The sequence below is a fragment of the Agrobacterium sp. 22-209-1 genome (assembly GCF_053522485.1).
On sequence record NZ_JBNWCH010000006.1, the window covers coordinates 1 to 20,643 of the forward strand.

Here is a 20,643-nt window from a genome sequence, read left to right on the forward strand (position 1 = left end):
CCGTCACCATACGCACGGCACGGGCGCGGACTTCAGGGGAGAATTTGTTCGTCGTCTTGCTTGTCATAGACCCTACTTCTCACGAGTTGGGGTCTCCGGCAAGTCCGGCGCAGTTCATTGGGAGCGATTGCCTAGTTCACCGACAAGTGGCTTTAGAGCCGTGGATCAAACAACGTGACATCGCCCGTCTATCCGCTTTTCGAGCAAGTCTCGAATCACAGAGGCCATCAACCTAATTTTGATCCATTCCCTAGAAGCAAATACAGTCCAATCGTTGATGTCTTCGGGAAGATGTGCCACCTCGGACATGAAATCCTCAATCATGCGAGATAGAAGATCGCCAATTAATGGCTCTTTGGTGGTGCGCCAGCTATCCAAATCAAGATCTTCTACCCAACAACACATTTCAGCAGGGGACGAAACCTCCGGCCCAATTCCAAACCAGCTCCTTCTTTGCAAGTCTTCATTAGCAAAGTCTTTGAAGAGCTGAACTATCTTTTCATCCCAATCTACTATCATCTCAGAACCTGAAATCTGGAAGCGGAATATGAGCTGCTGGGTCATTGCTCGCAACGGGGTTACCGTTCACATCTACAATGCGCCCATTTTGTGATCTGATCACATATGGCTGCTGTTGCGCAGGATTCGGACTATCCGGATTGCCTGGCATTACCCTTACAAAATCATGCGGGTTGTCGGGGTTGCTGTATCGTGTGCCACCACCTTTGTTTGTTGGCTTGGAAAGCCATGTATCCGGAATACCAACTGGCTTGGTTGTGCTTTCTGGGGCTTTCGGGAGAGTTTGGGCGGCCTTGACGACATCGTCAGTCAACTGCCCCCTTTCCGAGGCATAGGCCAGCTTGGCATAGACTGCGGCATAGAGACCGTCGCTGATATCGGCGAGAAGGCTACCGATCAGCTTACAACTGTCACCGGGGTTGCGTTCGCAATAACCAGCGCCCCTGAGATTGATGTCCGCCTCGATGCTCGCTGCATCCGGCGAAAAGAAGCCGGCGCTCAATTGCCGGGCGGCGGTGCGATTGGCCGCATTCAGCGAATACGCTGCCAGATCGACCAGATCCTGACCGAGATACTGCTTCGCTTCCTCGATCTCCGCTATGATCTTATTCACGCATTCCGCAGTCTGGCACTCGAACAGTGCAAGATCCTGCTTGTTGTCGATCACGAGATAATTTTGCTCGACCTGCCTGATGCAGGTGGCGTTCCCTTCGCACTTCGCCATCTCGTTGATCTGATCGCGCAGCTGTTGATGCGTAAGGTAGTTGTACCTGACCTCTGCCCCCGCGTAGGCGGCCGCGTCGCCGCCGCCTATAGCGGAAGTAAGTCCCATTACCAGCGCGCCGGAGACGATGTTGGCAAGGGACTGACCTGCGGCCGTGCCGGCAAGATCGGTTCCGTCAACCATGCCCTTGACCAGTTGATCGACGTAGGGAGCAATCAGCACCGAAGCGGCGCCGCCGAAGGCACCCTTGATCATGCCCGAGACATCGTTAACGCCGCCTAGGATGCCGCCGCCGACGGCATGTAGTGCCGCCCGGCCAATACCGCCAGCGCCCCAGAACTGCGCCGCCTTCAGGTCGCCGCGGGCCAGCGCCTCCCGTGCAAGTCTGTCGGAGATGTCGCCGACCAGCCCGGCCATGGTCGCTGAGGCTTCCTGATAGGCGGCCTGCGTTTTGTATTGCTGACGCAGAATGTGTTCGAGATCTGGCAGACCGGGTAGCGCGATGTTGGTATTGGCGGTATCGCGGCGGATTGTACCAATATCCTGTGTCTGGTTGGCCGGATCGGTAATGGTGATCGGGATGTTGCCGCCGATGGCCGAATAGGCCTTGCCGGTCTCGCTCTCGCCAGCCTTGACCGGCGGTGCGATGGAGAGGCCGTCAGTACCGATCGAGCCGCCATAGGTTTCTGCCTTCCAGCTTGAATGCGTATCTATATCGGTGGCCTCAAGGGTGCCAGTGGAGAGGTTGTTGCGTCCCGCGCCAGCCTCGCTGGTAATCACGCCAGCGATAAGCGAGGTGTGTTGCTCAATGTTGAGATCGATGCCACCCGTTCCGGCATGGATGCCGGATTGCTCGGTAACGACCGCCGCATCGCCTTTGGCCTTCTGCGTGGAGCCGGAGACACCAGTGTTTCCAAAACCAAGCTGGCCAGACACATTGAGTTGGTCCGCCTTTGCTGTGGCCGTATCCACTTGGCTTTCGATCGTCAGGTTTCTGACATCGGCCACGACCGAGTTGCCAGTGACGGTGGCACCCTTCAGCGCCAGATCATTGGTGACAATGGTCACATCGCCAGTGCCGTTGACATGCGTATTCGTATGGCTGGTTCCGGAGGTGGTGGAACTGCCCTTGCCGTAGGAGCCGTTGACACCGAGGCTGGCATTGCAGCCGCCTGACGTCGTGCAGCCTATATTGATGCCCGCGCCTGCACTCCAGGACTTGTTTGAACTTGCCGCATCGAACGTGCCTGTGGCGGCATTGAGATTGATGTCGCCATTCTCTGCGGAGAGGAAGATGTCACCGGTCAGCGCATCGGACGAGATGACCGGCAGGCCGTCCTTCCCGTAACCGGCGAGAATCTGTGCTCCCTCGCTTGTTATATTACCGTTTTCTGCCTCGATGTTGATGGAGCGACCAGCACGAATGTCGGTGACGACAGGCGTGGAGAACGAGGAAGAGGCGTGGCTCTCCTGATGGCTGACGCCGGCATTGATACCCACGTTGAAGGACAGACCCTTGCCCGCGGAAAGGTCCGACGAGACGCCCTGCAAATCCTTGTAGGCCTGATAGAAGCCAAGCCCGGCAATAGCTGTATTTGTGATGGCGTTGACACCGCCGCCATCCGACAGCCGCTCAGCCGAATTAATGATACTCTGAGCAGCCTTGCCAATCTGGCTGGTCACGGAAACGGTAACACCGGCAAAGGTTTTCTCGTGCATCTCCTGATAATTGGTGCGGTCTTTGGCCGAGAGGAGATTAATGTCATTCCCGGAAAAGAGGTCGACGTCACGTCCGGCGGAGGCGGTTGCCGCCTGCAGATTGACGTTGTTTCCTGCGGAAACAAGGAGATCACGACCGGCAGTAAGAACAGAGACCGCGTTCGTATTGGCCTGCTGCTCCTTGCTGTCTTTGGTCTTCTGTAGTCCGAGACCCACCGAGAAGCCGCCATTGCCGGAGGAGACGCTGATGCCAAAGCCCGAGCGTTTTTCCTTCTCCTGCGATGCGCTGCTTTCGGCGCCAGGGGTAATGTTGACGTCGCGGGCGGCGTCGAGCGTTATGTCACGACCGGCTGCGATGGAGGAACCGATGACATTGACGTCGTTTTCGCGCGCCGTGAGCGTGACATCGGTCCCGGCTGTCAGCGCGGAGCCGACGTTAAGGGTAGACGACTGGCTCTTTTCTTTCTGTTCCTTGCCCCAGAGGGAGAGGAAGCCGCCGCCGGAGCCGGCGAACAGGCCTGATTTCTTGCTCGAGCTTTCCAGCGCATGCTGCTCCTCGGCCCCGATGATGGCGACGCTATCGCCCGCGACGCTGATCGCATCGCCTGCCGTTATGTTCGAGCCGGCGATGACAGTGTTGCCGCCAGCATCCAGCTTGATGTTGCCGGAGGCGGAAAGCTCGGAGCCGACTGTCGCTTCGTCGTAGTTGTACTGCGTTGAGCTCTTTTTCGAGAGAAAGCCCTTGGATGAGGAACTCTGCTCGAACTCCGCGGTATTCTTGCCCGACGCAATCAGCAAATCGCCGCCTGCGCTGACATTGATATCGGCTTTGTTGGTCTCATCACCAGCCGTTACGTCGGAGGCGGAGACGACGGTATCTCGACCTGAGATGATGGACACGCCCTTCCCACTGCTAACCGATGATCCGACGACGGTCTGCGTTTCCGTGTGGCTCGTCGTTTGTTTGCTTCCGCCGAACAGACCGCCCTTTTTCCTGTAGGTGTAATCTATCGTGGTGGTGTCGATGGCCTCAGCGATTGTCACATCGCCGGTCGCTTTCAGACCGACCGTTCCATCAGCGGCAATCGTGCTGCCGATGACGTTGAGGTTGCCGCCTGCATTGGCGGAGATCGATCCGCCCGCGGTGATCTCGGAACCCTGGCTTGTGGTTCTCACAACGGTCGTCGAGCTACGCTTGTCGCGCAAGGTGCTGGTTGTCGACCTTTCGGTAACGGAGATGTTGATGTCTCCATTCGACGTCAGGCCGAGATTGCCGCCGGCATTTACCTTGGCATTGGCGAGCAGAATGCCCTCGTCACCTTTGATTGACGCATTGCCGCCGGCATTAAACGTGCCGCCGATTGCTGCAATCGATGAGCCGGAGACGGTCAAATCACCAGCCGACGCAATCATCCCTGACGTTGCAAGCAGACCAGTATCGATCGTCACCTGATTACCCGCGATCAGCGCGCCAGCGGAATTCAATCTCTCCCTGTCATTGGCGGCGAGATGCAGCACCGGTGCAAGAACATCCAAGCCGTTCACCGTCTGCCATTCATAGACCACGACGGATTCGGTGAGGCTGGCGATCTCCTCAGCCGTCAAAGGTTGGCCGAGCGGGCGTTGCTGCGCTCCGAGATAGGCGGCTCCATTGTCGAGAAGCTGCTTGATCTGGGTAATTGAATCCTGCCCGGTAAAACCTGAGCCCGTGGCCAGTCTGATCTGTTGCTCAATATATTGGTTCTCGAAATAGGCGTCCCCAAGGAACTGGATCTGCCGGTCCGGCTGGTAGCCGATGCGGCCAAGGAAATAGCTGGAACCATAGAATTTCGAGACATCGAGGAAGGCGGCGCGGGTTTCATAGAGAAAGCTGTGGCCGGGAATGGTGCCGCCAAAGCCGCCGGACTGTGGGGTGGCGACGCCGCCAAGCGTGAACAGCGCACCGCCTGCCGTCATACTGGACAGTAATGCGGTCGGATTGTTCGAAGGCGCAGGCGCTGCAACGGCAACACGGTCGGCGATCGTTCCGGCCGAAGCAGTATTGTTGACGGCAGCAAAGCCGGTGATACCAAGTGCTCCGCCCGAGCGGATTGCCGCTAGAACCCCACCGATCGCCTCTACGCTTTCCACGGTTCGTCCGGGGCCGATATCCTTTGACGCATCCCGCGTTCCAAACGGGCTGGGGCCAGGCATGGAAACCTGATATGAGTATTCATGGCCTCCTGTATCGCCACTATCCCGCCTTTCTTCCCACTGGAAGATGACATCAGGATAATATTGGCAACCCGAACTTTGATTGCAGTTGACCGACGTCGTGCGCTGCAGCTGCAAGCCCAGATTTGTCAGCGTGCCGGAGCCAACAAGTGTCATGCCGGAGCCAGCTTCGATGTTGCTGTAGGCATTGGTAAGATCGACGGTATCGACAAAAAGCGTATTACCCGCCTTGATAGTCGCTGCGGGGCTACCAGCCGATGTGAGGCGGTCCTCGGTCACATCACGATAGACATGGCGAATGGGGGCACCAATGACGAACTGCTTATCAGCAAAAGAGACGGAAGATGAACAATCTCCACACAGGTGTGCATAATAGGTGTCATAAGCCGACACGTGTGCGTTTGAGATTTGCTGGCTCGTATAGGTTGGAGCCACACTTTTCTCGTTACGCAGATTTGCCGTCAGGATCGAAATATTGCGACCAGAGGAAATCAGACCTGAACTGTTGACCGTAGCAGCATTGCGCGCGCCAGAAGCACTTCCAGCAATTGTGAGGTCACGGCCTGCGACAATCGCCCCCTGATCATTGGCAAGCACGCCGCCCACGAACAGTGCGGCGTCGCTACCGGCATAGATCAGCCCCGTGGCGGTGTTGGTCAGGTTGCCGGCGATATTGAGGGTAAGATCATTGCCAGCAGCCAGCTGACCGGAGTTGGCAAGTTGCGAAAGCGAGAGCGTCAGATTATGGGCAGCCAGAATGTTGGTAGCGCCATTCGCAGCAAGGCTACCCGCTTGGATCGCGATGTCACCTGCCCCCTGAACGGAACGAGCTGTGCTGCTCGCAGTGACAGCATTGAGCCGCGCACCCGTCAGATCTGTCGTTCCAGATGAGGTGAGATCAATGCCACCTGACGTTAGCGTGCTGTTGGTGAGATTAATATTATTGGCATCGATGTAGAGCGTGCCGGATGTAGCAAGTCTGCTCCTGTTATTGGAAAGGTCGGCATTTTGCTGCCTGATCCTGATGCCGCCCCCGGCGGCCGTGCGTTTATCGAAGCTGATGACACCATTTGTCGAAGACAGCAAAACGTCTCCGTTTGCCTCCAGACTGTCATAGCGGATGTCGGTGCCAGCCGAAGCCTGCAAATTCCCTTCTGCAAGCACGAGCCCGGAAATCCCGAGATCAAGGCCGGAAAGCAGCGCCAGATCGCCTTTCGAAAGCAGCGAGCCCGCTGTGATCGCGCCTGAGGTCGCCGTAAGCGACATCGCCGCGCCAGACTGGGCCGTGCCGCTGATGGCAATGGAACCAGCCCCCGACCATAGCGAAACAGGTCCGGCAGCCGACGCGTCGGCCAAGGCAATACGCCCATCTGCCAGAAGGTTGAGTGCACCACTGGCCCCGAGAGTACCAGCGACATCGACGAAGCCGGCCCCACCATTAATCAGGATATCCTCTTCTGTACCGATAGAAGCGACCCTGGCGTCCTTACCCGCCTTGACCGACACCGATTTCTTCGAGGTCAGACGACCGGCCGAAGCACTTCCCTTAGAGGAGATGCTGACGCCGTTATTGCCAGAGGCATTGCCGATCGAAATCTTGCCGTCTGCCGATAGCGAAAGCTCGCCGGCATTGGCGGCCATGTCGCCGCGCATGCGAACACCGGCGCCCTTTTCCGTGACGACCATCTTGATGCGGCCGGCCTGCATGGCCCCGAGCGCGGAACCATCAATTGCATATTCGGGTGTTCCAGAGGTCGCATCGAGCGCCGTCGCATCGCCAGTAGAATAATCGAACTTGCTCTTGCCGGCCGTGAGGCGCAAATCCTCTCCATAAATCGTGCCGTCAATCTGGATGGTGCGGGATACGATATCGAATAGATCGACCCTCCCGTCTCCCGTCGCAAAATTCGCACCCTTCGGACCAAATGTGACGTCTCCGCTATTGACCGTGAAGCCATTGAGACGTCCGTCAGTGCCAACGTCGGGCACACCCGTCGTCAGCATGGCGCGCGGCGTGTTGATAAAACCGCAACCGTCGCAGGTGATACCGTTTGGATTGGCGATGATGACGTCGGCGCGGCCGCCGAACACTTCGGTAGGCCCGAGAAGCGAACTGCGGTTTTGCGACGTGACCTCATTGAGGATGACGGTGGCAGAACCTTTGCCTTGAAGGTTTGGATTGCCCGGTGTCACGCCACCCAGTTTCGACGTGCCCACCTCACCATTGAAGTTATTGAGAATGACGCCGGGTGTGCCGACGTTGAAATCGTTGTATTTGTTGTGGGACAGGCCCTGGTTGTTGGGCCCAACGATATCGATGAGCGGAACCCCGTTCGGGGCAGCCCCTATCTGAGGGCGATTGTTTGGGTCCGCCCCCAGATCGGGGGCGATTTCCTGCGCACGCAGCAACACAGGCTGAAAGATCAGAACCGAACTCAGAATGCCGACGAGACCCTGTCGACCAAGCACAGCAAGGCGGCGGTGCGCCAGCCTCATCTGCGCAGATTGGCCATTCGGCTTTTTTGCGTTTCTGCTCATCGGTGTCCTCATTGGTCAGTAAAACAGGGCAGCCGCATCACCGGCTTGGCGGCGGTGATGCGGGCGGCTTAGCGATCTTTCCTGCTCGTGTCGGCTTGGGAGGGCTTGGTGTCGAGTTTCTTGTAGACATCCGCCAGCTTCGATTGCGGGGCCGGGCATTTCTTGCTTTTGGCGATCTCGGCAAGAACCTGATTGCGGTTACGCAATGCGTCGATTTCCAATTTCTCTGGCGATTTCGGATCCATGAAGAAAAGGGCCGGCCAAAACAGAAGAACACCGGTCGCGCCCAGGATCACATTTTTTCCCTGCGCATCGGATCGCTCTTTCACCGTCGCCAGCACTTGCCGCTCATTGGTCTCGAATTCGCGCTTTATGCCGGCGCAATCGAAAGCGCTGTCGGCAGGGTTTGTCGAAGCTACCGGATGCGCTGCCCGGCCACCGCAACCGGAAACGACAATGACTATGGCCACCAGTGCGGATACGAAAGATAATTTGGAGGTGTGAAAAGAAGATCTGATCATAATATTCTCTTTTGAAGCCTACCAGCGTGCCGTCACACTGGCGAAAATAAGATTGCCGCGTCCGTGACTGACGCTGCTGGAAAATGCCTGGGAATAGCCGAAATCGGCGCTGATGTTTCCGCCCACGAGTTTCGCGCCAACGGTCCAGCTTGCGAGGTGGCCGTCGGAGATATCGAAGCGATCCTGTGAAAACACGCGGCCGTAATCGAGACCAAGGTAGGGGCGTAATTCGCCCAGAACGGGCGCCACACTTGTGCCCTCCCATGGCATTGTCCGCCACGTCAGTTCGTTACGACTGAAAAATCCGTTGTTGCCGAATATGACACTTTCCCTTGAGCCCCGTACGTTGCTGGAGCCACCAAGTCCGATCTGTTCTGCGCCAAACATGTTGTCGGGCGAATATTGGGCATTGAGGAGCGTCGTTAACTCGAACCGCTGGCCAGCCGCCTCGAACGGCCGCGTCGCGCTGACGGTCGTGTTGAATTTCAGAAACCGAGGATCAGCCGTGCCCGCCCCCGGCTCTCCGGCCTCCACGGCATCAAAGAGATCAAGCCCCTTATCGAGGGCAAAATCCAGAGCGACGACGCCACCCAGAATTCTCTGTGAACGCGACAGGCCCAGACTGCCAATCGTGTATCGACGGCTTCCCACCTCAATTCGATTGCCGAGAAGAAAATTGTCGGTCTGCTTGTAGGTGAGACCGCCTCTGAGGGTCGTGATGGAATCCTTGTCGCGCAGAATGACGCGGTCTATGCCAAATCCAACCTGACCGGAATTTCCCGATGTTTCGATCGGTCCAAAATTGCCGGGAATGGTGCTCTCATATTCGTACCAGGACCCATTCGTTGAAAAAGTCCAGTAGCCATAAGCTACGCTCGTATTGAGCGAATAGCTGTTGCTGTGCCCGCGACCATCGTCGTCCCAAGGGTAGTCCGGGCCGCTGCGCCCATAGGAAAACCCCAACTGATCATTGATGCCCAGCAGGTCGTCTAAGCCGACAAAAACATTGGTCTGGGAGTAACCGGTACTTTCTTGACCGAGGTTGTTGTTGGAAATGCTCGCGTACCAGCGCTTGCGCGGCTTGTTCTCGACGTTGAGGATGGACGTGCCGTCCTCTTTGCCCGGCAACATCGAGGTTTTCGCGTCGTTCGATGACAGCCGGTTGATCTGGTCCAGCCCCTGTTCAATATCGCGGATATTGGCGACCTCACCCTTCACGCCGGGAAAAGCCGTAGCGAATGAACCGTTTCGCCCAGCCGGTTGACCGTTAAGATAGATATCCGAGATCGTGCCCTCGACGACGACCAGCCGCAGCAACCCTGTTCCGGCTATGTCCTGAGGGGGAACATAGGCGCGTGACGTCACAAATCCCTTGTCCAGATAGAGGTCGGTGATGGCCTTCAGCAGAGTGGTGATATCCGCAACACCGATGCAGCGATTGTCGTAACGCTGCGTAATTTTTCTGAATTCAGCGGCGGACAGCCTTGTCGCACCTTCGATCTCTACACGTGAGATATCGAAGCAAGGACCAGCGGATTTCGCGCCGTCTCCTGGCGCTCGGCTCTCACGACCAGCGACGCCATCAGGCGTGACCTGTTTCAGGTTTTCCAGCCGCTGCAACTGTTCTTGTTGTTCTTGCCGCCGGGAAAAATCATCGGCGGGCGACTGTGCAATTGCCTGCCCTGACGCGATCAGGGTTGCAAAAAGCGCAATGAAAAAGGTCCGCTTGAAACTGTTTCGCGCGCTCCTCGGAGAATTGGCTGAGATTCGAGCAACCGGCACAATTGCGAGACAAAAGTCAGGAGGGACTAGCCGTCGGAAACCAGGAATGAAAGCAGCAAGTGACATATTTCGGAGGCCTGCATTTGAAATGAAGTTGTCGCGGCAATGCCGCCCATGCTTCACTCTGCAGCTGTCCTTGCTGTCGATCCCCTACCGGGTGCATAGATCAGTTCATCTGATCCAAGAAGCGTTAAAGTAGTATCTTTCTTTACGAGACGATAGTCCCGATCATTTGCTCAAAGAACTGTACACATTAAAAATTCGCGTAATAATCAATCATACCAACACCATGGCATGCATATCATTTTTCATCCGTGAATTTTAATCGCGGTCCGCCAATTTCAAGCCATTCGGCTCTTCGAGTCAAACAACAACCAGAAGTTATTGCAACAAGCGTTGGTCTGCAAGAACGGATGAAAACCAAAGTTAAGGGGAAACTAAAATTGTTTCTCAGATGGGATATGAACGGTGGCGAGACAACGCAATTCAATGGCTAGAACCGATAGGTCAGACCGACCACCGGCCCGCTCAGCCTCGAATCAAAAACATAACCGTCATCCGAATAATCGACATCGAGAACCTTGTAGCCCGCCGAAACGGACAATGTATCGGTAAAGATGTAGTTCACCGTCGCGAGCGCTGACCAGGTGAGATCGGATCCCGCGCCGAAACCGCCAATATCCACCTGCCCCTGGACGGACAGCTTGTCCGTAAGGCTGAAAAAGGCGCGCGCGCCGATGACGGGATCAACCCAACCGAAACTTTCCTTATGCCTGGCTGATACGCTGCCGATCAGGGGATGGCTGGCAGTGACCGCCACCTCGTTGGAGATATGCCAGAAGCGGGCTCCCGCCAAGGCGTCGAGCGAAAATCCGTCTGCATCCACGATCCGGTAACCGGCCTGAAGCGTCGCCATGAACTCCTGCGTATCGACGTTCGCATCGATTGCCGCGCCAGCCGGAAGGGCGGGCAAACCCGGGATTTGCAGCGCCGGCAGCGGCCCGGCCGCCTTGCTGTCCGTGGTGTCGACATACATTAGATCGCCGGACAGGACAAAGCGGTCATAACGGCCCCAGATGTTCAAGAACCCGCCGAAGTTGAGATCCTCCATAACGTCGGAGAAGGATTTTTCGACATGCAGCGTCGGCGCGCGACGGAAGGGCGAAATGTTGCCGCTCAAACCCGCCGCCCACAGATAACCCGTTGCCTGAAACGCCCAATCCGCGTCATCAACCCTCGCAGGCAGGGAGCCGAGTTGATCCGCGGCTGAGGCCGCGCTTGCAGAAAAAGCCATAACGGCCACCAAAGCTGATAATTTTAGCAATGACGTCTCCCCAACCGATCGCCTGCAGCTAAACCTATTTGACACGCGCCAACAAGTCCGATTTTCTATCATACGCTGTATTGGTACCGCGAGAACCGGAGACGTTCCCATGCGCCTGAACACCCTTCCGTTTTTTTCCGCCTGCACCGCCGCGATCTTTTCCATCGCGACGCTCACAACCTCTGTCGCGCAGGCCTGTACGCGGTTCGTCTATCTCGGCGAAAATGATCAGGTGATGACGGCCCGGTCGATGGATTGGAAAACGGATGTGGGAACCAATATCTGGGTCTTCCCCCGCGGCATGGAGCGCTCCGGCGAGGCCGGGCCGAATTCGGTCAAATGGACTTCGAAATACGGTAGCGTCATTGCATCGGGCTATGATATTTCGACGACCGACGGCATGAATGAGGCGGGGCTTGCTGCGAACGTCCTCTGGCTGGTTGAGTCGAGCTATCCCGCCTATGACGGCAAATCGCCGGGCCTGTCCATCGCGGCCTGGGCGCAATACGTGCTCGACAATTTCGCGACGGTGGAAGAGGCCGTCGCTGCGCTCGAGAAAAACCCCTTCACAATCGTGACCGACAATGTGCCCGGCGAAGAGCGTCTGGCAACGTTGCACCTTTCCCTTTCGGATGCGAGCGGCGACAGCGCGATCGTTGAATATATCGATGGCAAGCAAGTCATCCATCACGGGCGTCAGTATCAGGTGATGACCAATTCGCCGACCTTCGACCACCAGCTGGCACTCAACGAATATTGGCAGCAGATCGGCGGCACTGTCATGCTGCCGGGCACCAACCGGGCGTCGGACCGGTTCGCCCGCGCCTCTTTCTACGCCAACGCCATTCCCAAGAGCGAGAACCCTGTCGAAGCCATCGCCAGCGTCTTCAGCGTGATCCGCAACGTCTCCGTTCCCTACGGCATCACCACACCGGACCAGCCGAATATTTCCTCAACCCGCTGGCGCACGGTGATTGATCACAAACGCAAACTCTATTTCTTTGAATCGGCTCTGACGCCGAATATCTTCTGGATCGACATGACGAAACTCGATCTCTCGAAAGAAACCGGTGCGGTCAAGAAACTCGATCTCGGCCCCAATCAGATCCATATTTATTCGGGTATGGCGAATGAGAGCCTGAAGGACACCAAACCTTTCAAGTTCCTCGGGCTTTGAGGGCGCCGATCGTGCCGCAAGGCATATGAGCGATTGATTGAGAAGGCATGACGCGCCGGACAGAGATCAGAATCTGTCGGTCAGAATTGTGTTTATCCCAATCTGAGCGACCGTTCTCCTCGGAAAGCCCATGTCGAAACAGCGCGGCCATCGATCCGGCATCAACCCTGGCGCGAGAGAAATCACTCACCTTCCAGTCATATCCGTGCGGGGCACAAATATCATCAGCTCCGAGCGGGTTCCCACAATTCCACCGGATTACCTTCCGGATCATGTATCCTTGCGAAGCGCCCCACCTCCGAATCCCATTCGGCGCGGGTTTCAACCTCGACGCCGTCTGCCGTCAGCTTCGCGATAAGAGCATCGAGATCATCCACCCGGAAATTGATCATCCATTGCTGTTCAGCACGACCAAAATATTCGCTATTTCTGGCGAAAGGCCCAAAAATCGTCATCCCAGCCTCCTGATGCCACACGGATTTATGTAGATCGTCGATGCCGAGATGTTTTTCATACCATTCGGCCAGACCGGCAGCATCTGCTGCTCTGAAGAATACGCCACCAATTCCAACGGCTCTGGCCAAGACTTTCTCCCTCTCATCGACAACGGAAGGCATGCTGCGCAGTCGCCCCCAAAATATCAAGCAGAACGGCAGTCGTAGAGGCCATTAAGACCGGTGGAGCATAGTGGCTCTGCTCTGCCGAAGCCGCTCTACCGGATCCAAAAGCGCTTTCTTCCCGCTTGCGCGTCAGCGTCGCATGGCCTTTCAAAAAACCTCTTGACCTGAACCATGGTTGAGGTCCTAGAAGTACTGTCACCTTGTTTTCGCAAGGCTTTTTACATGCTCTTGAGCAAACAGTGACAAAGGAACACCCATGGCTTTCCAGCTTCCCGACCTCCCCTACGCCCATGATGCGCTTGCCCACGCGGGCATGTCCGAGGAGACGCTGAAGTTCCATCACGATCTTCACCACAAGGCTTATGTCGATAATCTCAACAAGGCGATATCAGGCACCGAATGGGAAAACAGCAGCCTCGAAGAGATCGTCCGTGGCACCTATGAGAAGGGTGCGGTGGCGCAATCCGGCATTTTCAACAATGCCTCCCAGCACTGGAACCACAATCTCTTCTGGGAAATCATGGGCCCGGAAAATCATGCGATCCCCAAGGAACTGGAAGAGGCCTTGACGCAGTCCTTCGGCTCGGTCGCGCTGTTCAAGCAGAATTTCGCCCTTGCCGGCGCCTCGCAATTCGGTTCGGGCTGGGCGTGGCTGGTGGTGGATACCGACGGTTCGCTGAAGATCACCCGTAGCGAAAACGGGGTCAATCCGCTCTGCTTCGGGCAAAAGGCCCTTCTTGGCTGCGATGTGTGGGAACACAGCTATTATATCGATTTCCGCAACAAACGCCCCGCTTACCTTGAAAACTTCCTCGACAAACTGGTGAACTGGCAGGCGGTCGCGGCCCGCCTTTGATTTGAGCCCCACCGATCCGGCCGGTCCCGCTGCCCTTGAGCGGCCCGCCGGATCAGGCGCAGCCGGACAGCCGCCGTCCGGCTGCAACTCTCTTCGAGCATTCCCATGCCCTATGTCGTCACCGAAAACTGCATCGCCTGCAAATACATGGACTGCGTGGAAGTCTGTCCTGTCGAATGTTTCTATGAAGGCGAGAACATGCTCGTCATTCACCCGGACCAATGTATCGACTGCGGGATATGTGAGCGCGAATGTCCCGCCGCAGCGATCCGGCCGGATACCGAAGCCGGACTGCATGCATGGCTCGACCTCAATCGCCATTATTCCGGCATCTGGCCAAGAGTACACCAGAAAAAGTCACCGCCAGACAATGCCGACATCATGAATGGCGCAGCCGCGAAAATGTCCATCTTTTCGAAAAATCCAGGAGCGGGCGGGTAGCCCGGCACATCATGTCTCACAATCTCAGGCTGATCGATGGCGGTGCGGTTAATCATGCGCATATTCCGCTGAAGTCGTGCTCTTCTCCCACGATCTCCCCGCGTGAATTCAAGGATGTAATGGCCGGCCTCGCCTTCACCGTGGCGGTGGCTGCGGCTTCCCACGCTGGCGAACGGGTCGGGCGCACAATCACATCCTTCATGCCGCTCAGCGCAGAACCGCCGCTTTTGATCATCTCCATCGACGCCAGCAGCCGCATGGTCGATCTCATCGCAGCGAGCCGACGCTTCTCCGTTGCGGCGCTCGCCAGAGGGCAGGAGGAGATTGCCGACGTGTTTGCGGGCAAGGGAAATCACCCGGACCGGTTCAGCATCGGAGACTGGGATGTCTGGCCGTCAGGAAGCCCCAGGCTTGCCGATGCGCTTCTGTCAATGGATTGCGAACTTGTCGGTTCCATTGATGCCGCAGACCACATCCTGTTCGTGGGCGCCATAACCGAAGCAATGTCCGGTCCCTTGCGCAAATCCCTGCTCTGGAGCGAACGCGCCTATACCGGCACGGCCGCTCCTCGCGCACGCCAAACTTGAATGTAAATCGTTTGTTCGGAATCAATTAAGTTGGCGCAACTATTGCTCTTTCTTGTCTCCAAGGTGATAGTTCAGTTTGGATGCATAAACTATAGGCAGACATTCTGAAGAGCAGCATTGGAGCCGTTGTCCTTGCACATTGACCGGACAATTATCGACGCGATCTTCTGCGGTCGGTTGCAACCTGAAATGCGGCTCGGCGAACAGAAACCGACGACCTTGTTTAATGTGTCACGCACGGTCGTCCGGCAATCTCTGACACGACTGCAGTCCCGCGGCCTGGTTACGGAGCGACGCGGCTCGCGCGTGCGTCATGATCACCCACATAAGCGATATCGAAACCCAGATGACGGCGCGCATCAAGCACACGCCGCAACTCCATCTGCGGGAGGCACTCCAGATACGCCCCCGAAAACCTGACGTCATCGGCCGGACGAAAGCGACGGCCAAGGCATCGCAGACAACTTTAGTGCAACCGCGAAAACAGGAGAGACTGGCATGACGTCGATCATAGGATTTCTCAATACGTTTTTTTGGGGCTATGTTCTCATCTACGGATTGCTGGCTGTAGGCGTGTTCTTCACATTTCGCCTGGGCTGCCTGCAGATACGTCATTTTCCGGAGTTTATCCGCGTCGTCATGCGTGCGCCTGAGACGGATTCAGCTGGCATCACGCCGTTCCAGGCGCTTTGCACCAGCCTCGCCTCGCGGGTCGGCACAGGTAATCTGGCGGGCGTTGCGGTTGCAATGACGCTGGGCGGGCCAGGCGCTCTTTTCTGGATGTGGTTGGTGGCAGCACTGGGCATGGCAACAGCCTACGCAGAAAGCACGCTGGCGCAATTGTTCAAGGTTCGCGGGCAAAGCGGCGAGTATCGCGGCGGCCCAGCATTTTATATCGCTCGCGGCCTGAACGCCCCCTGGGCAGCGACAATCTTCGCGGTATGCCTGCTCCTGGTTTTTGGCCTCGTGTTCAACGCGGTGCAGGCAAATTCGATCGCCGAGGCGATGAATGGCGCATTTGGGGTACCCAAGCTTGCCGTTGGTGTCGTGATTGCCATCATTTCCGGTGTGGTCATTTTTGGCGGGATCAAGCAGATCGCACGTTGCGCAGAATATGTAGTCCCCTTCATGGCGGTCGCCTATCTCGGCGTTGCTTTGTACGTTCTGATCGTCAACATCGCGGATGTGCCCGCGGCATTCATGCTTATCATTAAGAGCGCGTTCGGCTTCGAACAGGCAGTTGGCGGCATTGCCGGCGCAATGCTGAACGGCGTCAAGCGTGGCCTCTTCTCAAACGAGGCCGGCATGGGCTCGGCGCCGAACATTGCCGCAGCTGCGACGCCCAATCCACATCACCCCTCCTCGCAAGGCATGGTGCAGGCGCTTGGCGTCTTCATCGATACGCTATTGATCTGCACCGCAACAGGGCTGATGATCGTGTTGTCCGGGGTGCTTGTGCCGGGCGGTGAGTTGACCGGTACGCCACTAACGCAGGCTGCCTTGACTGCCCATATCGGCGGTGCAGGGCATTACTTCATTGCGATCGCGATCTTCTTCTTCGCCTGGACTTCGGTGCTCGGCAACTATTCCTATGCCGAGAATGCTCTGGTCTATCTTGGATTGGACAACAAGATCGGTTTGACGTCAGCGCGTATCGGCCTGCTGTTGATGGTACTCTGGGGGTCTTACGAGAGCGCCATCACGGTCTTTGACGCTGCCGACGCATCGATGGGCCTGATGGCATCCATCAACCTCGTCGCGATTTGCCTGCTGTCGCCACTGGTCGTCAAATTGACACGCGACTACTTCGAACAGAAACAGTCCAAGAACCCGGTCTTTGATCCACATAAGTATCCGGAACTCTCCGGGAAGATCGATGCCGAAATCTGGCACGAGGTCTCCTCATCCCCGATTGCAGAGGTAGGGGTGACCCCGGCCAAAGCTTGATAGCTTCGCGTTCGGGCGATCCGTCCGCAATTTGGAACCGCTCTGCAGCCGCTCCGGGTTTGCTATTTCCTGTAGGGCGGCCAATTAGCCTACGGCACGTAAAGTCAAGAGCGAGCGGCGCGGCTGCGCATGCCGCGCCCAACCATATTTTGCGTAGGCTTATTCGACCACCACCGACAGTGCCGAGCCGGTATAAACTGGCCGCACCTTCACATTGCCCGCATCTATCGTGGCGAATGTCCCGGTCAGACCGTTGGCGGAGATCACGTCAAGCCGCGTGCCCGTGACTGGCGCGCCGCCATCGAAAACGAGCCTCAGCGTTGCGCCATCCAGCACCGCATTGCCCTTGATCCGAAGCTTAGTCTTCTGTGGGTCGATCGCCAGCGTGCCGCCAGACTGGTGATAGTCACCGCCGATGACGACCTGCTTCTCTCCCCCGAGCGAAAGCCTGCCGCCGCTCACCAGCACGCCGCCGGCTCCCAGCGCATTGGCGGAGGACGCCACCAGCGTTCCCTCCCGGACGATCGTGCCGCCGCCATAGCTGTTATGGCCGCCAAGCGTCAGCGCTCCACTGCCGGATTTGACGAGACGCCCTGCCCCGGCAATATCGTTCGCCCATGTGTCCGCCGCATTGAACCCGCCGGCGGCAGCATCCATCGTCACCTCGACATCGCCGTTAAACGCGCCGTAGCCACCGGCGGCGGCCACAAGATTGATCCGGCCCCAGCCATTGCTGTCATCCAGCAGCGGATAACCGGCCTCAATGCCGGTGGAAAACAGCACGGCGCGGCGCTGGGCGGCATCGAGATAGGGCAGACGTGTCTCCAGCAGAACCTCCGCCCCCTTCGGCACCACCATCGGCGCATCGCCTGCGGCCTTGTCGCGGCTGAAGGAATAGGTCATGCGCCGGCGATAATCCGCCCCGTTCTTCGCCGCATCGCCAAATTGGTCGACATCCGGCTTTGCGCCATGGGCGAAATCGATGAGCGACTGACCCTGCGGCAGGCGCTTAGTGAAATAGGCCTGCAAGGCCGCATGCGCGGCTTTCTTCACCTCGGCATTTTTCGGGTCCTGCAACATGGCGGCGGCCATGGCGGTTGCGGTGATGCGGCCGCCGATCACGTCGAGCGGCGAATGCATGCCGGCGACGATGCGGCTCTCGCCGAGTTCGGAGGCCGCTGTCAGCAATTCGGAAAAGCGCTCCGGCACCGCATAGGCGTAAGCGATGGCGGCCAGATAGGCGGCATTGGTGTGCCCGCTCGGAAAACCGCCATCCTTGCCGCGACCGCGGGTTTCACGCACGTATTTCAGCGCCGGCACGATGACGCCACGATCGCTTTCATAGCCTTCAAAGCTGCGGTCACCAATCGTTTCCTTGCCGGTCTCGATCACCTCGCCTTTGTCGTTCATGCGCCAGGGCCGTGGCGAGGAATAGAAATATTTTGCCGGCGAGGTCGTGCCCTCCGGGCCGCGGATCACCTTCATGAAGGCGACGAAATCCTTCAGTTCGCTATCGGCAGCACCCGCCTCGGTGCCCTTGTCGTCTTCCTTGAGAGCGATGACCTCGTTCGGATCGAAATCCGCCAGCGTATGATTGATCGTCGTCGTTGCGCCCGCCCCTTCCCGATACCAGGCGGCAAGCGGCCCCATGCCGTCGATGACGCTGTAACCCTGCGAACGCCGGTCGTTCATATAGGCTTCGAAAGCGGCGGCGCGCGTGCGGTTCTCGCCGGTGACGGACAGCACGTAACGCATGTTTTCCTGCCAGATAGCGGGATCGACGATCTTCACATGGCTGAAATCCGCCGGGCCATCGCCATTGGCACCGCCATCCGCCCATTTTTCATCGCCAAGCGTCCAGATGCGGTTGAAACCGGAGAGGATTTCGATGATCGGATTGTCCCGGTCGTCATAGGCGCGAACCGCCTCGCCCTTCTCATTCTTGCCGGTCTGGTTGCGGTAATTGTCGGCAAGCGGCAGCGGATAGGGGGCGACCGGCTCAGGCACCGCGATGGCATAACCCTGACCTGCCAGTGCATTGCTATCGAATGCTTCGGCGCTCGAAACGAGTACCAGCAATGCAACGGAGGCAAGCAGGGCCGAGCGTGCGGAGGGAATGGACGACATCTTCAGTTTGGCCATGACGGAGGATCCTGTGATTTGACGCGTGACGAAAGCAGGCGCGCGCAAAGGTTCGGCGCACCGCGCCGTCAGCTTTAAGCCGGGCATATTGCAGTTTTTTTTCGATATGCTGATCAAGATAGATCGCATGTAAGAGAACGGCCGGCAGATGGCGGCGCGATCTGCCCGAAGCTCGCTCCGGGCAGATCGACGTTTTATCTCGAAGCGACGCTCTTATTTCTTGACCGCAACCGCCTCGTTGATCTTTGCGACGTCGTCTTCCAGAACCTTGTAGGTCTGGTCGAGCGTCAATTCGCCGACGATGAGCTGGCTCATGCGCTGCACGATCTGCTGATAAATGGCGCTGCCGCCCTTGACGCGTTCGAAATCGCGGGCCGCCTGCGGCACGTTCTTCTTGTTGTCGAGGAACACCTTCATCGCCGCCTTGGCGTCTTCGCTCTTCAGCTTGTATTGCGGATCGACGATCTCTGCGCCAGTCAGGATGACGTAGTTCTCGGCGATTTCCCGCTGCACCTTTTCGGAGCCGAGAAATTCGATGAAGTGCGCCACATCTTCCGGATATTTGGTGCGCTTGAAGCCGACAATGGCGGTGCCGCCGGGCATGGCGTAGCATCCGGCATCGCCGCAGGGCGCATTGATCGCCGTCCATTCGAAATTGTCGCCGATCTTGTTCTGGAACGGATTGACCATCCAGTTACCGGCCAGATAGGTCACGACATTGCCGTTGACGAATTCGTCGCCCATGTTCTTGTACTGCGAACCGCCAGCCGCACCCCACATTTCCTTGGGGAAGCTGCCATTCTGCGTCCATGAATAGATATCGGCGATGTATTTCCTGGCCGCCTCATCCGGGAAGCTGAACTTGCCGTCCTTCACATAGGTCGAACCGTAAGAAAAGGCGCCGCCAGAGAAACGGTGGCCGGACCGATCCATGGTGAAGGGGATTTGCACGCCGGTTGCCTTGGCGACCCGGGCGGAAGCCTCGACGATCTCGCTGAATTTGGCGGTCGGGCCCGGCAAGGGTTCGCCCGCCTGCTCGAACAGCGTCTTGTTGACGAAGGGCAGGTTCAGCGTCTGCGACGCCATATAACCATTGATCGACTGCGGATCGTTGACATTCGGCAGACGAAGCTGATCGAGGCTCGAACCGTGCAGCTTGGCGAAGGCATCCGCATCCCTCATGTAAGGGCGCATGTCGAGATAATAGGGTGCAAGCTGCCAGTCGGTGATCTTGGCGATATCAGGACCTTCGCCGACCGCAAGCTGCACCGGCAGCTGCTTGGAAACCGCATCATAACCCGAAGACACGAAATTGATCTTCACACCTGGATTGGCAGCCTCGAACTCCTTGCTGAGATCGGCCATGCGCTGCACGTACCCCTGGTCGTCATCCGTAAAAAGGAAAGTAATCGTTCGGGTCTCGGCTTGGGCCGTCGCAAGACCGGCGACTGAGGCCACTACGAGGGCGCTGACGCCCGAAAACAATTTCATCATGCTCATCCTCCCAATGAAAATATTTTCATAAATCGAAC

The 20,643-nt window shown here is 57.5% G+C and carries 14 protein-coding genes; 6 read left to right on the forward strand and 8 right to left on the reverse strand.

The window, feature by feature from the left end; all coding sequences use genetic code 11:
* Window positions 1-165 precede the first annotated feature (165 nt).
* From ACQZ48_RS14715 to ACQZ48_RS14735, 5 genes are all read right to left on the reverse strand, one after another.
* Entirely contained in the window at window positions 166-564 is a 399-nt protein-coding gene (locus ACQZ48_RS14715) for a hypothetical protein (protein ID WP_448728922.1), read from the reverse strand.
* Window positions 521-7,714, reverse strand: coding sequence for a hemagglutinin repeat-containing protein (locus ACQZ48_RS14720; protein ID WP_448728923.1), 7,194 nt, complete (start codon window positions 7,712-7,714; stop codon window positions 521-523). Before ACQZ48_RS14720 ends, ACQZ48_RS14715 begins: the two co-directional genes overlap by 44 nt.
* Window positions 7,715-7,782: 68 nt before the next feature.
* A complete protein-coding gene (locus ACQZ48_RS14725; RefSeq protein ID WP_448728924.1) occupies window positions 7,783-8,235 on the reverse strand; it encodes a hypothetical protein in 453 nt (150 codons plus the stop codon).
* Between the two features lie 18 nt (window positions 8,236-8,253).
* A complete protein-coding gene (locus tag ACQZ48_RS14730; RefSeq protein ID WP_448728925.1) occupies window positions 8,254-10,083 on the reverse strand; it encodes a ShlB/FhaC/HecB family hemolysin secretion/activation protein in 1,830 nt (609 codons plus the stop codon).
* Between the two features lie 427 nt (window positions 10,084-10,510).
* Complete coding sequence (locus tag ACQZ48_RS14735; protein ID WP_448728926.1) at window positions 10,511-11,311, reverse strand: hypothetical protein; 801 nt, start codon at window positions 11,309-11,311, stop codon at window positions 10,511-10,513.
* A 139-nt stretch (window positions 11,312-11,450) separates the two neighbouring features.
* On the opposite strand from ACQZ48_RS14735, the gene ACQZ48_RS14740 reads away from it, so the two are divergent.
* Window positions 11,451-12,518, forward strand: coding sequence for a linear amide C-N hydrolase (locus ACQZ48_RS14740; protein ID WP_077983983.1), 1,068 nt, complete (start codon window positions 11,451-11,453; stop codon window positions 12,516-12,518).
* Window positions 12,519-12,742: 224 nt separating this feature from the next.
* Here the strand turns inward: ACQZ48_RS14740 and ACQZ48_RS14745 are convergent, their stop codons facing one another.
* The gene (locus ACQZ48_RS14745; protein WP_080793764.1) at window positions 12,743-13,102 is read right to left on the reverse strand and encodes a VOC family protein; all 360 of its coding nucleotides are present in this window, start codon (window positions 13,100-13,102) and stop codon (window positions 12,743-12,745) included.
* A 292-nt stretch (window positions 13,103-13,394) separates the two neighbouring features.
* On the opposite strand from ACQZ48_RS14745, the gene ACQZ48_RS14750 reads away from it, so the two are divergent.
* The 5 genes from ACQZ48_RS14750 (at window position 13,395) to ACQZ48_RS14770 (ending at window position 16,969) form a co-directional block, all read left to right on the forward strand.
* Window positions 13,395-13,994, forward strand: coding sequence for a superoxide dismutase (locus ACQZ48_RS14750; RefSeq protein WP_443387794.1), 600 nt, complete (start codon window positions 13,395-13,397; stop codon window positions 13,992-13,994).
* 105 nt (window positions 13,995-14,099) lie between these two features.
* On the forward strand, window positions 14,100-14,435 hold the full coding sequence (gene fdxA, locus ACQZ48_RS14755; protein ID WP_077983987.1) for a ferredoxin FdxA: 336 nt from the start codon (window positions 14,100-14,102) through the stop codon (window positions 14,433-14,435).
* 11 nt (window positions 14,436-14,446) lie between these two features.
* Window positions 14,447-15,022: a flavin reductase family protein gene (locus ACQZ48_RS14760; RefSeq protein ID WP_142913064.1), complete on the forward strand. Its 576-nt coding sequence runs from the start codon at window positions 14,447-14,449 to the stop codon at window positions 15,020-15,022.
* 132 nt (window positions 15,023-15,154) lie between these two features.
* Window positions 15,155-15,442 (forward strand): GntR family transcriptional regulator, encoded by a 288-nt coding sequence (locus ACQZ48_RS14765; RefSeq protein ID WP_448728927.1) that lies wholly within the window; start codon window positions 15,155-15,157, stop codon window positions 15,440-15,442.
* 78 nt (window positions 15,443-15,520) lie between these two features.
* Window positions 15,521-16,969 carry an alanine/glycine:cation symporter family protein gene (locus ACQZ48_RS14770; protein ID WP_448728928.1) on the forward strand — a complete coding sequence of 483 codons (1,449 nt, stop codon included), beginning with the start codon at window positions 15,521-15,523 and terminating at the stop codon, window positions 16,967-16,969.
* A gap of 159 nt (window positions 16,970-17,128) precedes the next feature.
* On the opposite strand, the gene ACQZ48_RS14775 is transcribed toward ACQZ48_RS14770, so the two are convergent.
* Together ACQZ48_RS14775 and ACQZ48_RS14780 are read right to left on the reverse strand one after the other, a co-directional pair.
* Window positions 17,129-19,111: a phosphatase PAP2 family protein gene (locus tag ACQZ48_RS14775; protein ID WP_448728929.1), complete on the reverse strand. Its 1,983-nt coding sequence runs from the start codon at window positions 19,109-19,111 to the stop codon at window positions 17,129-17,131.
* Window positions 19,112-19,324: 213 nt separating this feature from the next.
* Entirely contained in the window at window positions 19,325-20,605 is a 1,281-nt protein-coding gene (locus ACQZ48_RS14780; protein ID WP_448728930.1) for an ABC transporter substrate-binding protein, read from the reverse strand.
* Window positions 20,606-20,643 lie beyond the last annotated feature (38 nt).

Excerpts from the sequence above, each read along its gene's own strand:
- ACQZ48_RS14780 (WP_448728930.1), bottom strand. The coding sequence starts at position 20,605 with ATGATGAAATTGTTTTCGGGCGTCAGCGCCCTCGTAGTGGCCTCAGTC.
- ACQZ48_RS14735 (WP_448728926.1), bottom strand. The coding sequence starts at position 11,311 with ATGGCTTTTTCTGCAAGCGCGGCCTCAGCCGCGGATCAACTCGGCTCC.
- ACQZ48_RS14740 (WP_077983983.1), top strand. The coding sequence starts at position 11,451 with ATGCGCCTGAACACCCTTCCGTTTTTTTCCGCCTGCACCGCCGCGATC.
- ACQZ48_RS14720 (WP_448728923.1), bottom strand. The coding sequence starts at position 7,714 with ATGAGCAGAAACGCAAAAAAGCCGAATGGCCAATCTGCGCAGATGAGG.
- ACQZ48_RS14725 (WP_448728924.1), bottom strand. The coding sequence starts at position 8,235 with ATGATCAGATCTTCTTTTCACACCTCCAAATTATCTTTCGTATCCGCA.
- fdxA (WP_077983987.1), top strand. The coding sequence starts at position 14,100 with ATGCCCTATGTCGTCACCGAAAACTGCATCGCCTGCAAATACATGGAC.
- ACQZ48_RS14750 (WP_443387794.1), top strand. The coding sequence starts at position 13,395 with ATGGCTTTCCAGCTTCCCGACCTCCCCTACGCCCATGATGCGCTTGCC.
- ACQZ48_RS14715 (WP_448728922.1), bottom strand. The coding sequence starts at position 564 with ATGACCCAGCAGCTCATATTCCGCTTCCAGATTTCAGGTTCTGAGATG.
- ACQZ48_RS14770 (WP_448728928.1), top strand. The coding sequence starts at position 15,521 with ATGACGTCGATCATAGGATTTCTCAATACGTTTTTTTGGGGCTATGTT.
- ACQZ48_RS14760 (WP_142913064.1), top strand. The coding sequence starts at position 14,447 with ATGTCTCACAATCTCAGGCTGATCGATGGCGGTGCGGTTAATCATGCG.
- ACQZ48_RS14775 (WP_448728929.1), bottom strand. The coding sequence starts at position 19,111 with ATGGCCAAACTGAAGATGTCGTCCATTCCCTCCGCACGCTCGGCCCTG.
- ACQZ48_RS14730 (WP_448728925.1), bottom strand. The coding sequence starts at position 10,083 with ATGTCACTTGCTGCTTTCATTCCTGGTTTCCGACGGCTAGTCCCTCCT.